The sequence below is a fragment of the Aerolutibacter ruishenii genome (assembly GCF_007830115.1).
Lineage (GTDB): Bacteria > Pseudomonadota > Gammaproteobacteria > Xanthomonadales > Xanthomonadaceae > Aerolutibacter > Aerolutibacter ruishenii.
The window spans coordinates 346681-360532 of sequence record NZ_VLKP01000003.1 but is presented as its reverse complement, the minus strand read 5'-3'; the positions used below and the strand labels follow the sequence as shown (position 1 = coordinate 360532).

Genomic DNA, 13852 nt, shown 5'->3' with positions numbered 1-13852 from the left:
GCTGGCCTCCTTTTCGCTCTGGGCCATACTACCCAGCGATCGCCAGTCCTGGGCGGTTTCGTACTGTTTTGACGGCTGGAAATGGCCAAGGCGCTTGTCACGCGGGATAATTCAACATTATCCCGCTTGATGTTTAGGCCGTAGTCTCGGCCATCCTCGACGTTGAATAGTACGTAATTACATGGTATGTAATACATTACGCAATAACCGGAGAGGACGCATGGCTCGGTCTGGCTTGTACAAAAGCGATGTGCAGCGTGCCCGGGACAGCCTCCGGGCCGAAGGCAAGAACCCCTCGGTAGACGCCGTCCGCGTGGCGCTGGGCAACACCGGGTCCAAAACCACCATCCACCGCCACCTGAAGGAGCTGGAAGAGGAGGAAGGGCAAGGCCCAGGCGCCAAAATCGCGATCAGCGACGCCCTGCAGGACTTGGTCGGTCGTCTGGCCGAACGGCTGCATGTCGAGGCCGAAACGATGGTCGCGCAGGCACAGGAACGGTTCCAAGCCGAGTTGCACGAGCGCACCCAAGCCTTGGAACAGGCCCGGCAAGAGGCCGGGAACCTCAGTGTGCAGCTTCAGCGCACCGAGACAGCTCTGCAGACAGAACGCGAGGCGAGCGAAGCCGCCAAGGGCGAGGTGGCCAGCCGCACCACCGAACTGGCCCAACTGGAGGAGCGCATTGCCGGCCTCACGGCGCGGCTGGCAGAGCACGAAAGCCACGCGCGCTCCCTGGAGCAGAAGCACGAGCATGCCAGGGAAGCCCTTGAGCACTACCGCACCTCGGTCAAAGACCAGCGCGAGCAGGAGCAACGCCGGCACGAGCACCAGGTGCAGGAACTGCAGGTCACCCTGCGCCAGGCCAACGAGGCGTTGACCGCCAAGAACCACGATCTGGTGCAGCTCAACCGGGAAAACGGCCAGTGGCTGGAGCGTCACACTCGACTGGAAAAGGAGGTGGCGCAGCTGCGCCAGACCATCCAGACGCAACAGGGCGAGCTCGATACGCTGCGCCTGACGGCGGCCGAACACCAGGCGCTGCAGGTGCGCTGGGGCCAAGACGCTCAGAGTTTGGACGCCGCTCGGCAAGACCTCGCACAGGCCCGGACCGAGCTGGCCCAGGAGCGGGAACGACGCGAGCAGGCCGAAGCGGAAACCCTGCGCGCCACAGTGCGCCTGAGCACCTTGGAGCCGCTGTTGGCCCAGCTGCAGCCGGCCAGTGCCGGCGGCAAAGGCGCCAAGCGGATCTCATCGGAAGAGACGCCGGCGCCATAGCCTGCGTAGAGAAAACCCGGCGCAACGATCGCAAGGAGCAGTGCCATGAGCGTAGTCACCACCACACCCCCGGAAATCACCCGTGCGGTGCGGCGCCTAGCCGATTCGGTCGTGCGCGGCGCAGAACCGGTCTATCTCGATGTACAGCCGGAAGCCGACGCGATCGTGCACGAGTGCTTTCCCAACGTGCAGGCCAAGGTCGCGCAGGATGGCGGCCAGATGCTGTGCGGTTGGCAGCTGTGGGAATGGCCCCACGTGCTGGTGGAAGCAGAGTTCCATGCCGTGTGGATCAGCCCCGTAGGGGAACTGGTCGACATCACGCCAAAGCCCGAAGGTGAGACACGTATTCTTTTCGTACCGGATCCGCGCAGACGCTACGAGGGCTTGGCCATCGACAATGTCCGCATGCCGCTACGTGATGACCTACTAATCAAGCACTTCATCCAGATGTCCGAAGCGATTGTCCAGGTGATGAACCGCGGCGAGCGATCATCCCAGTATGGCGAGGTCAGTGTGCCCGCCAATGAAATCCAGCCCCTGCTGCAGGCGAGGGATTTCCTGGGCCAGTCACTCGGTGCGGGATTGCGCGAGCATGCACCGTGCCTGTGCGGCAGCGGCAGCAAGTACAAGCGCTGTCATGGCGCGCAAGTGGAGCGTTTCTTCCGTCGCTGACGGTGGTGCCCCTGGTCGGAATCGAACCGACGTGTACGCGCTTATCTGGCGCGTGCTCTCACCGGGGTATAAGGCCGGCGCTCTGACCAACATGAGCAACAGGGGCGTGATCGATCGATGCGATCACGCCGGTATTCGAGGGTCGAGCTGGCTCAGGCGGTTCATGGGGCAAGCATACCGGGGATAGACGCCATGCCGCTATCCCCGGGCGCGGCGGTAGGAGTGGGCCCACGCCGGAGCAGGGATGCGGTCGGTCGCCACCAGCCACGCCATCCGCAAGGCCCGCGCATCTACCAAGGCATGGTGGCGTCTGGCCCTATGTTCTGGATGGGCCGCGAACCAATCTTCCACCAGCAATCCCGGAAGGCCTTCCTTGGACATACGCGTCATGACCGGGGCCGGCCGGGGGCCGCACGCAGCCACCTGGTCATCAGGGAGCTCAAATCCATCCAAGGCATACCGCAGCAGCTGAAGGTCGTTCGGGAAATCCGCCAACACCGCCGGCGCGTCGGCCTCGCTGAGGAAGGCGCGCAGCTCGGTCGTCAGGGCGGCATCCGGCAGGGCCGCGCCGCCGCGGTCGAGTAGCGGGTAGACGCTTTGACGAACGAAATCGGTAGGGCTCTCGGGCAGATCGGGCTCGCTCGGCGTAAAAGTGGCGATCACCGTCCTCGTTCACCAACGCCAGGCTCACCAGCTCGCTGCCGGTTACATCGGCCCACTCGGTGTCTAAGAAATAGTAGGTGGTGGCCATGGTTGAATGGTGCCACAGCTTCCTGGGGAGGGCCGGGCCTGGGAGTGCGGCCGAGGGTGGAATTTCACCGATCCATCAACCGGTTAGCGAAGATCTGGCCGTGTTCGTAACGATTCCCTGCCGACCCTCATGCCCGGCTCACGGTTGATTTGGGAGAGCTGCGTGAACGATTTCGCCAATCTGTTGGGCCGCCTGGGCCTGTCCCTGATCTTCATCATTTCCGGCTGGGGCAAGATCGCGGGTTATGCCGCCAGCCAGCAATACATGGAATCCATGGGCGTGCCCGGCGTATTGCTGCCGCTGGTGATCCTCCTTGAACTCGGCGGTGGGCTGGCAATCCTGGCCGGATTTGCAACTCGCTGGCTGGCAATCGCCTTCACGCTGTTCTGCCTCGCCAGCGGCATCCTGTTCCACGGCAACGTCGCCGACCCAACGCAACAGGTCAACCTGTTGAAGAACATCGCCATGGCGGGTGGTTTCCTGATCCTTTGGACCACGGGCGCGGGCCGATACAGCCTGGATGCCGTGCTGTCAAACCGCCGGAAGTAGCGCACGACGTCGTGATCCGTAACGCACCACGACCGGCATACCACCGGTCGTGGTCGGACCATTCGACTCAGCATGCAGGGACTATCCATGGTGCCCCTATCCTTTCGAGGCCATCTCTTTCCCGCGATCGCACTGGTGGCAGCGGTGCTGGCCTTGCCGGGTTGCGCCAGCACTCCGACCAAGGGGGCTGGAATGAGCCGCGCCTCAACGACTGGCCTGCCATGGATGGACAAGGGCATGGACCCCGGGCGCAGGGCCGACCTGCTGCTGGCCGCGATGAGCTTCGAGCAGAAGGCCCAGCAGCTGACCGGAGCGGTACCGGAGATCGTGCCCGAGTTGCCGCACTGCAAGGGTGCCCGCCACACCACCGGGATTCCCGCACTGGGAATCCCGACGCTGCGCATCACCAACGGCCCGGTCGGCATCGGCCAGAACGACTGCGTCGGGCTCGATACCCCGCCCGACATGGCGTACGTCAATGGCCTGTACGTCGACAACGCGGTCTATTTCCACCCGTCCTCCGCCAAGGCCACGGCAGTGCCGTCGGCGCTCGCCATCGCTGCGTCGTTCGATCCCCACGTGGCGACCGCATTCGGCGAGCTGATGGGTGAGGAAGGCAGCCGGCTGGCGCTGCATGTGTTCGAGGCGCCGGGCATGAACCTTGCGCGGCTGCCGCTGGCCGGCCGCAACTTCGAATACAAGGGAGAGGATCCCTACCTGGCCGGTGTGATGTCGGTGGCCGAGACGCGCGCCGTGCAGGGCAAGGGCCTGATTGCCGTCGCCAAGCACTACGTGGGCAACGAACAGGAAACCAACCGCATGTCGGTGCGCGAACGCATCGATCCGCAGGTGTTGCACGAGATGTACCTGCTGCCGTTCGAGATGACGATCAAGGACGGCGAGGCCGGTGCGGTGATGTGCTCCTATAACGCGCTCAACGGCGCGTTCGCTTGCGAGAACGAGGAGATGCTTACCAACGTTCTGCGGCGCCAGTGGGGCTTCCAGGGCTATGTGCAGTCCGACTTCTTCGCCGCCAAGAGCACGGCGAAGGCGATGCGCGCGGGACTCGACCACGAGATGCCGTTGCCGCAGTTCTTCGCCCCCGACAAGCTGCGCGCCGCGCTGGATGCCGGCGAGCTGTCCATGGCCGACATCGACACCGCACTGCGGCGCCGCTACGTGCAGATGTTCAAGTTCGGCGTGTTCGACAAACCGATCGTGCAACAGGATCTGGATGTGGAGGGCGGCGGCAGGCAGGCACGTGCGATTGGCGTGGAGACCGCGGTGTTGCTGCAGAACAACGGCGCGCTACCGCTGCCACATGACGCAAAACGGGTGTTGCTGGTCGGCAAGGCAAGCCAGATCTATGCGCAGCAGGCGGTCGCAGGCGGTTCAGTGGTGGGCAAGGTCATGGGTGCCGGCGGCGGCAGTTCGGATGTGGTGCCCTTCTACACCGTCACCCCCGTCGATGGGCTTCGCGCCATCTACGCGCAGACCGGCAACACCGCCGTCGATGTGCGACTGGCGCTGGTGGACGATGCAAACGGCGATGCGACCATCGATGGCAAGGCGGCGGGTTTCGATGACGTGCTCCAGGCTGCCGCCAACGCTGATGCGGTCGTCATCATGGCCGGTACCGTCGCCGAGGAAGGCGCGGATCGCGCGACCTTCGCCGACAAATCGGGCGGGAAACTGACCGCCCGCGGCGACTCCCTTGACTGGTACGCCCCGCTGCCCAAGGCGCTCTCCTTCGACGGCGGCGACAACGCCGGCCGCAACAGCCACACCATCGCGATGATTGATCGCCTGTTCGGCGTGCGCTCGACAACCGCTCGTCCGACGCATGCCAAGACCGCGCTGGTGCTCAAGGACAACGCAGGCGTGCCGCTGCCCGCTCGCTGGCTCGGCACGAAGGGCCCAGCGATGCTGGAAGTCTGGTTTCCTGGACAGGAGGATGGCCACATCGTCGCCGACCTGCTGCTGGGCGTACACAACCCGTCGGGCAAGTTGCCGGTCACCTTCCCGGTCGAAGGCCAGGGCTTCATGGAGACGGTGACGCCCCGGCAATACCCTGGCGTGATGGATGCAGAAGGCATTCCCCACGTCGAATACAGCGAGCAATTGCAGATCGGCTACCGCTGGTACGACGCCAACGGCAAGCGCCCCGCGTTCGCCTTCGGCCACGGGCTGTCGTACACCACCTTCGCGATCGAAACGCCTCGCCTGCAGGCCCCGTCCACAGATGGTGCCCCTTATCGGGTCGAGGCCACCGTGCGCAACACCGGCACGCGCGCGGGTTCGGAGGTGGTGCAGGTATATCTCACGGTGCCGTCAGGGTCCGGCCTGCCGCAACCGCCCAAGCGACTGGTCGGTTTCAGCAAGCTGCAGCTCGCACCCGGCACCGACCAGCGTGTGGCCATCGACATTGACCCCAACGCCAGCCATCACCCGCTGAGCGTGTGGGACGCCTCGCGCAAGACATTCGTGATTCCATCCGGCACCTACACAGTCTGGATCGGCAGCGCCTCCGACCGTCTGGTCCGAGCGGGCACGTTCGAACGTTGAGGCGACGCTGAAAAACCTGTTTCCAGAGAGGCTATGCGTGCCCGATCCAGTTGGCGACAATCCGCACTGGTCCCACTTCAATGCACAGCGGCGCACCCTGTTGTTCGGTGCGCTGGCCACGACATCGCTGTCCGTGCCGTGGGTGCTATCGCGACCGACTGACACGGTCGCGACCACGTTCGTTCCGTTATCCTCCTTCCTGCTCGGGCGCCAGGTCCTGGACGCAGGACTGGCCGGCCGCCTGCATGCGGCCTTGGCGGCGCAGTACGCCGATTTCCCGAAGGCGCTACAAGCACTCGCAGACCTGCTGGCCAAGGCACCCATCGATCCGTTGCAGTTGCAGGCGCTGCTGGACAAGGAGCATGAGACGCTTGCGCCATGGCCGCGTCGGATCGTCCGAGCCTGGGCCATCGGGGTCGTCGGCGACGGCAAGGACGCACGCTGCATCGCCTACGAATCCGCGCTCAACGCCGTGGTCGTGGCGGACGTGCTCAAGCCGCCGACCTATGCCTACGGCGCGTACGGCAGTTGGTCGAATCCGCCCCTGTCTGCCCGGGAGATCGCGCATGGCTGAAAATCTCTCGGCGGATGTCGTTGTCATCGGATCAGGTATCTGCGGGGCGCTGGCCGCTCTGGCACTGCGCAAGCGCGGAGCCTCCGTGCTGATGCTGGAGGCAGGCCCGCGCATGGACCGCGGCCGTCTGGTCGCCGCGTTCCGCAATTCGCCGCGCAAGAGTGACTGGATGGCGCCCTACCCCTATTCCCCTTGGGCGCCTCACCCGGTCTACAAACCCGACGACAACGGCTACCTGATGCAGGCCGGTCCCTATCCGTACCCGGCCGAATACATCCGCGCGGTGGGCGGAACCAGTTGGCACTGGGCGGCGCATGCGTGGCGACTGGTACCCAACGACCTACGCATTCGCAGCTTGTACGACGTCGGCGTGGACTGGCCGATCAGCTACGACGACCTGGACCCGTGGTACCAGCAGGCCGAAGAGATCATGGGCGTGTGCGGCTCGGACCAGACCGGTTCGCCGCGCAGCAAGCCCTTCCCGATGGAACCGGTGGCCGAGCCCTGGGCCATGCGCCGTATCCGCGAACGATTGGAAGGCACGTATCCGGTCGTCGCCAACACCGTCGCCCGCAACAGCCGTACCTACGGCGGACGGCCTGCCTGCGTGGGCAACAACAGTTGCCAGCCGATCTGCCCGGTGAATGCCCAGTACACCGGTGGCGTCGCGGTCGCCGGCGCCGAGGCCGCCGGTGTGCGTCTGGTCGAAAACGCGGTGGTCTACCGCATCGAGCACGACGCACGCGACCGCGTCAGCGCCGTGCACTACTATGACCCGGACAAGGGATCGCACCGTGTCACCGGCAAGCAGTTCATCCTCGCCGCGAATGGCATCGAAAGTCCCAAGCTACTGCTGTTCTCCACCAGCGACCGTTTCCCCAACGGCATCGCCAACCGCTCCGGCACCGTCGGTCACAAGCTGATGGACCACCCGAGCACCTCGTTGGCCTTCTATGCCGACGAGGAACTGTGGCTGGGGCGCGGCCCGCAGAGCCCCAGCTCGATCAACACCATGCGCGACGGCGAGTTCCGTCGTCGACACAGCCCCTATCGGTTGGACTTCACCAACATTTCCCAGGTGCTGGGGGCCACGGAAGCGCTGATCGCGGAGGGCGTGTACGGACCGGAGTTCGACAAGCAGTTGCGCTATCGCGCCGCGCACCAGATGAGCGTCAAGACGGTGCTGGAAGTCCTGCCCGACCCGACCAACCGCATCACGTTGGGCACGAAGAAGGATGCGCTGGGCATTCCACACCCGCAGGTCCACTACAACGTCGACGACTACACGCGGGCCGGCGCCAAGGCCGCCATTGCCGATTTCGCACGGATCGCCGGGCTGATGGGCGGCACGCAGTTGCGCTACAGCGATCCGGAGCATTTCGCCAACAACCAGCACATCACCGGCACTCTCTCGATGGGCACGGATCCAACCGATTCGGTGACCGACCCCTGGGGGCGCGCGCACGACCACGAGAACCTGTTCATGTGCGGCACTGGGGTGATGCCGACGTCGGCAACGATGAACTCCACCCTGACCGGGGTCGCGCTCGCACTGCGCACCGCGGACCACATGCTGGGAGCGGCCGGCGTGCCATCCGATATGCAAGCGGCACAGGCGGAGGCCAGCGCGCCATGAGCCGCCTTTCGCCCTGCCAACGCTGGGCGATCGCCACCTTGTGTCTCTTGCCCTGGCTGCCGGTCGCCGCCCGGGAGCCCGTCAGGGACCCTGCGCTGCTGGAGCGCGGCGCCTACCTCGCCGCTGCAGGCGATTGCGTGGCCTGCCATACCAAGCCCGGGGGCAAGCCATTCACCGGCGGCCTGGAGTTGGCCACCCCGGTGGGCAACATCGTGTCCGCCAACATCACGCCCTCGCGCGAAGGAGGCATCGGCGCCTACACCGAGCAGCAGTTCGCCGATGCGCTGCGCAAGGGCGTGCGTGCCGATGGTGCGCGCCTGTACCCAGCGATGCCCTACGACTCGTACGCGTTGGTGACCGACGAGGACGTGCATGCGCTGTATGCCTATTTCATGCATCGCGTGGCGCCGGTGGGCGGCGCCGCGCCATCCACCCGCCTGTCATTCCCATTCAACATCCGCGCATCGATGATGGTGTGGAACCTGCTGTTCCTGCAGGACAAGCCGTTCGCACCCGATCCAGGCAAGGATGAGCAATGGAACCGCGGCGCTTACCTCGTGCGTGGCCTCACCCACTGCGGCACCTGCCACACACCGCGCAACCTCCTGATGGCCGAGGATGGCTCGCGCGTGCTGGCCGGCGCGCCACTTGGCTCCTGGTATGCCCCCAACATAACCTCCGATCCCACCAGCGGCTTGGGTGCGTGGAGCCGTGAGGAGATCGTGCAATACCTGCGCAATGGCGCGGTGCCCGGCAAGGGCCAAGCGTCCGGTCCGATGGCCGAGGCCATCGACCACAGCCTGCAGCACCTGACCGACGCGGACCTGCAGGCCATCGCGGCCTACCTGCAGTCGGTACCGGCGCGAAACGACGGCGCCGACGCCAAGCCGGTGCACGCGCTCGGACAAGCCTCCGACCAGCTGGCCGCCATCCGCGGCGTGCCGCTGCCCGATGATCCGGACAAGATGAGCGGCCCGCAGTTGTACGACGGCTACTGCGCCACCTGCCACCAGGCACAGGCGCAGGGCAGCTTCGATGGGCGGCTGCCTGCGCTGTTCCACAACACCGCCACCGGGCGCGCACAACCGCAGAACCTGGTGATGACCGTACTGGAGGGCATACATCGAGGCAGCGATCGCAGCGACCTGCGTATGCCAGGGTTCGGCCATGAACTGTCCGACGTGCAGGTCGCAACGCTGACCAGCTACCTGCGCGAACAGTATGGCGCGGGCGGTAACGCGCTCACCCCAGCCGATATCGCACGGTTGCGAACGGGCGGTGGCAACGGCGCACAACTGCTTCTGCTGGCGCGCGGAGGGTTGCTCCTCGCCGCGCTGATCATCGTGTCGCTGGCATGGTGGCTGATCAGACGCCGACGCCGCGCCCGGTCAGGGCGGGCGCATGCCCCGCGCTAGGCACGCCATGGCCGATGGCCGCGGTTCCAATACGCGCGATGCAGCGGATCTCGGAACTCCTCTCAGCGGGAATCGTAGAAGTACTCCACAAACGGCTTTCTGAATTGCTGGTGACACCCAAGGCAGGCGTTCTGAATTTCCGCAAACCTGCGAATCACCTCGGCTCCATCACCACGTCCGGCAGCGTCCGCCATGCCATTCGCCCCCTGTTTGACCTGGGCATCGAAGGTTCGGAATTTGCCGGCACCTGTTCCAATCCACTTGAGGATGCGCACCTTCTCCATGGCCGGCGGCTCCGAGTGCCCCGCAATCCTTGAGGAAATCGCACGGACCAGAGTCCAGTCCTCTTTGGAGATGGCGCCGGCCGTCGCCTGCATGTCGCGACCAAGCTTGTCCATAACCAGTCGCAGCCCCATCGACTCTTTCTCTTTTGCATGCGCATCAAGGCATGCCACGGAAATGAACAAGATTGCAGTTGCCGCCACCACTGGCACGAAACCGGATACCACTCTCTTCATCGTTGTCTCCTGGTTGTGGCGAGATAATCGGCTCGCGGAGGCCACTGTGGTCGATGTGCGCGTGGGTCAGCAGGACAACGTTGATCGAGGCCGGATCGAAGTTGAACCGTGCGCGGTTCCGCACGGAAGCACGATCCCGTGACCTCCCCTGCCCCGCCAAGGAACCGGATCTTCATGACACATCCCACCCGCCGCCGAGCGCCTTGTACAAGGCACCCAGTTGCACCGCGGCAGACGTGTGGGCCCGCGTAACCGCGGCCTGCGCCTCATGCAGCTGCCGTTGCGCCGCAAGGAGTTCGACCATCGTGATGGTGCCCGCGGCATACCGACGCGCGGCGTGATCGTAGCTGCGCTGGCTGGCTTCGAGAGAAGCCTGGTGTCTTTCGAGCGAAATCAGCCCAAACCGGTAGTCACCCATGGCCTTCTCGGCGTCGGCCAGCGCAGCCAGCACCGCCTGCTCGTAGGCCAGCGCTGCCTTCCATTGGGCGGCCTCTCGAGCGCGGATCTCCGCGCGCACGCGACCACCATCGAACACCCGCCACGAAATCAAGGGCAGGATACCGAAGCGACCGCTGTCGGAATTGAAAAGGTCGCCGGCATCGAGCGCCTGGAAGCCGCCCCCCACACTGATCGAAAGCTTCGGGAACAGCTCGGCCATAGCCACGCCAATATCCGCCGTGGCGGCCGCAAGCTGCCGTTCGGCCACCAGCACATCCGGGCGCCGGCGCAGCACGTCGGCGCGCTCACCTACCGGAATCCCGGTCAAGACAGGCAGGCCTGCCGCGTCCTTCAGCAAAGCCAATCCGCGCTCTGGCGGTTCGCCCAGCAACACCGCCAGCGCAAGGCCCGCTGCACGCTCGCGAGCGCGGATGTCAGGAAGCGAGGCCTCGGCGGCGGCCACGCGTGCTTGCACCGCATCCACCTCAGCGAGTGAGGCGTCGCCCGCGGCATGGCGCAACTGCACGAGTTGGAGCGAATGGCGCTGCGCTTCCACCGCCGCCTCCAGGGCACGCACCTCGTCGCCGGCACCGACCGCGGTAAACCACGTGCGGGCGACTTCGGCGACGATGCGCATGCGCACGCCCTCCGCCTCGATCCCCGCCGCATGCAGTCGTGCGTTCGCACCCTCGAGCGCGCGCCTGTTGCCGCCGAACAGGTCGAGCTCCCAGGCGGCATCGAAGCCGACGTCATGGATCGTCTGGGTCCTTTCCATGCCGGGAATCGATGCAATGGGCAGTGAGCCGTTCGCGCTTTGGCGGCGCCGGTTGACGCTTGCGTTCGCCTCCACGACAGGAGCCCGGGCACCGGCAACGCCATCACGAACCGCTCGCGCCTCTTCGATGCGCGCGGCCGCCATGTACAGGTCGAGGTTCTCCGCCAGTGCTGCATCAACCAGATAGTCGAGGGTTGGATCGCCAAGCGTTGACCACCATTTCGCGTAGTCCTCCATCCCCGACCCGGTGACAACGGGCAGACTCCAGCCGTCGCCCGTATCCACCGGAGGTGGTTCGCGATAGTCCGGGCCCACCGTGCAGGCAGCCTGGAGGACACAGGCCAGCCCAACGGTCAGGATCCGAAACGGCTTGGCTGCCTCGCGCGTACCAGTGTCATTGGCGGAAGCGGGAGATCTGGTGAGGTTCATTGCAGTTGCCCCCGGACAAAAAAGGTGGCCGCGGTCAGCGTCACCAGCGCGATTGCCGCCAGCGGCCACAGGTTGGACAGGATGTCGGCCGGCGGCATCGCCTTCAGCACGCTGCCGTGCACGATCACCAGGAAATGCGTGAGTGGGATCGCCTGCGCCAGCCACTGCAGCGCCACCGGCATGTTCTCCACGGGGGTGGCGAAGCCGGACATCAGCACCGCCGGCACGCCGATCGCGAACGCGCCTAGGATGGCCTGCTGCTGGGTCTTGCTGATCGCGGAGATCATCAGCCCGATGCCCACCACCGACAGGATGAACAGCACCAGGCTGAGCAACAGCAGCAGGAACGAGCCGGTGAACGGGATCCGGAACACGAACGCGCCGGCTCCGATCATCACCAGGCCGAGCGCGGTCCCGATCGCCAGCGCCGGGAGGGATTTCGAGACGATGATCTCGAGCGTCGAGGTCGGCGACACCAGCAACTGGTCGAACGTGCCGAGCTCCCGCTCGCGCGCGATCGACAGGGACGTAAGCATCAGCGCGCTGAAGAACGCCAGGATGCCGACCAGGCCCGGCACGATGAACCATCGGTAGACCAGGTTGGGATTGAACCAGTGGCGTACCGCCAGCGGTGATGCAACCATGGGCGCCACGTCGGCTCCGACGTCGGTGGCGATGGAAGACAGATACCCCACGACGATCTGTCCGGCGTTGCTGCGCCGACCATCGACCAGCACTTGTACCCTTCCGCTGTCGCCAGCGGCGATGTCGCGCGAGAAGTCGGCCGGGATGTCGAGCCCAGCGATCACCTCGCCACGGTCGATCAGCTGGCGCAGCTCGTCGCTGCTGTGGACGGTGTGCAGCTCGGAGACAAACCCTGCGCCGTCCAGACGCGCGACCAGCTCGTGCGACCAGCGCCCCGTGTCCTGGTCGTGGACGGCAATGCCGACGTTGCTCACTTCCAGCGTGGCCGCGAAGGCAAAGATGAGCAGTTGGATCAACGGTGGCCCGAACACCACCATCCGGCTGCGTGGGTCACGCAGGATGCTGAGCACCTCCTTGACCATCTGCGCGCGCAGGCGGGCCAACTGCAGCGTGGATTTCAGTCCCGCCATGGTTCAGGGCTCCAGGTTCTTGCGCGTGGCCCGCTTGGCCAGCACGAAAAAGACCACGCCGATGGCCGCCATCGCCAGCAGGTCGGGCACGAACACCGCCCATGTGTCGCCGGCCAGGAAGACGGTCTTGAGCGAGGACACGAAGTAGCGCGCAGGGATAAGCCAGGTGATCGCCCGGATGGGCGCCGGCATCGAGTCGATCTCGAACAGGAAGCCCGACAGCATGAACGCCGGCAGGAATCCCGAGAACAGCGCGATCTGCGCCGCCAGGAACTGGTTGCGCGAGAGCGACGAGATCAGCAGCCCCTGCCCCAGCGCCGGCACCATGAACACCGCCGAGAGCAGCATCAGTGCAGCGAGGGAGCCACGCAGCGGCACGTCGAACACGAACACCGCCAGCACCGCCGCAACGAGCGTCGACACCATGCCCAGCATGAAGTACGGCAGCAGCTTGCCAATCAGGATTTCGACCACCGATGCCGGCGTGGACATCACCGCCTCCATGGTCCCGCGCTCCCATTCGCGCGCGACCACCAGCGCGGTAAGCATGGTGCCGATGATGGTCATGATGATGGCAATCGCGCCTGGCACCAGCGATCGCCGGCTTTCCAGCTCGGGGTTGAACCAGTAGCGCGGCTCCAGCGTGATCGGCGTCGATGGCACGTCGCCGGTGATTCCCGTGCGCCAGGTCTGGACCACCCCTTGGGCGTAGTTGGCGACGAAGTTGGCGGTGTTGGGTTGCGAGCCATCGGTCACCACCTGCACCAACGGCCGTTCGCCACCGCTTGCCAGGCGTTGCTCGAAATCCTGCGGGATGACCACGTACCCGCGCAGCTCCCCGGCCACCACCCGGTCCCCGACTTCCCGGCGGTCGTGGGCGAAGCTCACTTCGAGGAAGCGGGTGGCCGCGAACGCCGCGGCGAGTTGCTGGGCCGATACGCCCGGCGACTCCACCACCACGCCGATGCGCACCTTGCGGATGTCCAGCGACACCGCGTAGGCGAACAAAAACAGCAGCACCACCGGCAGCACGAAGGCAATCAGCAGCGTCGACGGGTCGCGCAGCGCCTGCAGGCTTTCCTTGCGCACCAGCGCCGCCAGACGGCCCGCGTCGAAGCGGCGCATCGCCGCAACCTGCGGGG

13 protein-coding genes and 1 tRNA gene are annotated in these 13852 nt (G+C 65.6%); 7 read left to right on the top strand and 7 right to left on the bottom strand.

Features of this window, described 5'->3' with window-relative positions; translation table 11 throughout:
• The first annotated feature begins 220 nt into the window (after positions 1 to 220).
• Together IP93_RS05630 and IP93_RS05625 are read left to right on the top strand one after the other, a co-directional pair.
• Positions 221 to 1273, top strand: coding sequence for a DNA-binding protein (locus IP93_RS05630; protein WP_043290360.1), 1053 nt, complete (start codon positions 221 to 223; stop codon positions 1271 to 1273).
• Positions 1274 to 1318: 45 nt separating this feature from the next.
• Positions 1319 to 1945, top strand: coding sequence for an SEC-C domain-containing protein (locus IP93_RS05625; protein WP_014159631.1), 627 nt, complete (start codon positions 1319 to 1321; stop codon positions 1943 to 1945).
• Positions 1946 to 1948: 3 nt separating this feature from the next.
• On the opposite strand, the gene IP93_RS05620 is transcribed toward IP93_RS05625, so the two are convergent.
• Positions 1949 to 2051: transfer RNA gene (locus tag IP93_RS05620), tRNA-Ile, on the bottom strand.
• A gap of 92 nt (positions 2052 to 2143) precedes the next feature.
• A complete protein-coding gene (locus IP93_RS05615; RefSeq protein WP_242006753.1) occupies positions 2144 to 2608 on the bottom strand; it encodes a hypothetical protein in 465 nt (154 codons plus the stop codon).
• Positions 2609 to 2858: 250 nt separating this feature from the next.
• Between IP93_RS05615 and IP93_RS05610 the strand changes: the two genes are divergently transcribed.
• The 5 genes from IP93_RS05610 to IP93_RS05590 all read left to right on the top strand — a co-directional run bounded on the left by IP93_RS05610 (position 2859) and on the right by IP93_RS05590 (position 9435).
• The gene (locus IP93_RS05610; protein WP_242006752.1) at positions 2859 to 3245 is read left to right on the top strand and encodes a DoxX family protein; all 387 of its coding nucleotides are present in this window, start codon (positions 2859 to 2861) and stop codon (positions 3243 to 3245) included.
• A gap of 192 nt (positions 3246 to 3437) precedes the next feature.
• Positions 3438 to 5810, top strand: a complete 2373-nt coding sequence (locus tag IP93_RS05605) for a beta-glucosidase family protein (protein WP_199747097.1) — start codon at positions 3438 to 3440, stop codon at positions 5808 to 5810.
• A gap of 37 nt (positions 5811 to 5847) precedes the next feature.
• Positions 5848 to 6384, top strand: coding sequence for a sugar dehydrogenase complex small subunit (locus IP93_RS05600; RefSeq protein ID WP_144813087.1), 537 nt, complete (start codon positions 5848 to 5850; stop codon positions 6382 to 6384).
• Positions 6377 to 8020 carry a GMC family oxidoreductase gene (locus IP93_RS05595; RefSeq protein WP_144813084.1) on the top strand — a complete coding sequence of 548 codons (1644 nt, stop codon included), beginning with the start codon at positions 6377 to 6379 and terminating at the stop codon, positions 8018 to 8020. Before IP93_RS05600 ends, IP93_RS05595 begins: the two co-directional genes overlap by 8 nt.
• A complete protein-coding gene (locus IP93_RS05590; RefSeq protein WP_144813081.1) occupies positions 8017 to 9435 on the top strand; it encodes a c-type cytochrome in 1419 nt (472 codons plus the stop codon). Before IP93_RS05595 ends, IP93_RS05590 begins: the two co-directional genes overlap by 4 nt.
• A 62-nt stretch (positions 9436 to 9497) precedes the next feature.
• Here IP93_RS05590 and IP93_RS15845 read toward each other — a convergent pair whose 3' ends face one another.
• Genes IP93_RS15845 through IP93_RS05565 form a run of 5 tightly spaced genes read right to left on the bottom strand, consistent with a single transcriptional unit; the run spans position 9498 to position 13835 of the window.
• On the bottom strand, positions 9498 to 9953 hold the full coding sequence (locus IP93_RS15845) for a cytochrome c (RefSeq protein WP_242006751.1): 456 nt from the start codon (positions 9951 to 9953) through the stop codon (positions 9498 to 9500).
• Entirely contained in the window at positions 9877 to 10077 is a 201-nt protein-coding gene (locus tag IP93_RS05580) for an MBL fold metallo-hydrolase (RefSeq protein WP_242006750.1), read from the bottom strand. Before IP93_RS05580 ends, IP93_RS15845 begins: the two co-directional genes overlap by 77 nt.
• A 48-nt stretch (positions 10078 to 10125) precedes the next feature.
• Positions 10126 to 11595 (bottom strand): efflux transporter outer membrane subunit, encoded by a 1470-nt coding sequence (locus IP93_RS05575; RefSeq protein ID WP_144813079.1) that lies wholly within the window; start codon positions 11593 to 11595, stop codon positions 10126 to 10128.
• Entirely contained in the window at positions 11592 to 12710 is a 1119-nt protein-coding gene (locus tag IP93_RS05570; protein ID WP_144813076.1) for an ABC transporter permease, read from the bottom strand. Before IP93_RS05570 ends, IP93_RS05575 begins: the two co-directional genes overlap by 4 nt.
• Positions 12711 to 12713: 3 nt before the next feature.
• Positions 12714 to 13835, bottom strand: coding sequence for an ABC transporter permease (locus IP93_RS05565; protein ID WP_199747108.1), 1122 nt, complete (start codon positions 13833 to 13835; stop codon positions 12714 to 12716).
• Positions 13836 to 13852: the final 17 nt, after the last annotated feature.

What these genes read in the sequence shown, in the direction of transcription:
- IP93_RS05630 (WP_043290360.1), top strand. Translation starts at nt 221, where the DNA reads ATGGCTCGGTCTGGCTTGTACAAAAGCGATGTGCAGCGTGCCCGGGAC.
- IP93_RS05595 (WP_144813084.1), top strand. Translation starts at nt 6,377, where the DNA reads ATGGCTGAAAATCTCTCGGCGGATGTCGTTGTCATCGGATCAGGTATC.
- IP93_RS05625 (WP_014159631.1), top strand. Translation starts at nt 1,319, where the DNA reads ATGAGCGTAGTCACCACCACACCCCCGGAAATCACCCGTGCGGTGCGG.
- IP93_RS05605 (WP_199747097.1), top strand. Translation starts at nt 3,438, where the DNA reads ATGAGCCGCGCCTCAACGACTGGCCTGCCATGGATGGACAAGGGCATG.
- IP93_RS15845 (WP_242006751.1), bottom strand. Translation starts at nt 9,953, where the DNA reads ATGAAGAGAGTGGTATCCGGTTTCGTGCCAGTGGTGGCGGCAACTGCA.
- IP93_RS05570 (WP_144813076.1), bottom strand. Translation starts at nt 12,710, where the DNA reads ATGGCGGGACTGAAATCCACGCTGCAGTTGGCCCGCCTGCGCGCGCAG.
- IP93_RS05575 (WP_144813079.1), bottom strand. Translation starts at nt 11,595, where the DNA reads ATGAACCTCACCAGATCTCCCGCTTCCGCCAATGACACTGGTACGCGC.
- IP93_RS05590 (WP_144813081.1), top strand. Translation starts at nt 8,017, where the DNA reads ATGAGCCGCCTTTCGCCCTGCCAACGCTGGGCGATCGCCACCTTGTGT.
- IP93_RS05565 (WP_199747108.1), bottom strand. Translation starts at nt 13,835, where the DNA reads ATGCGCCGCTTCGACGCGGGCCGTCTGGCGGCGCTGGTGCGCAAGGAA.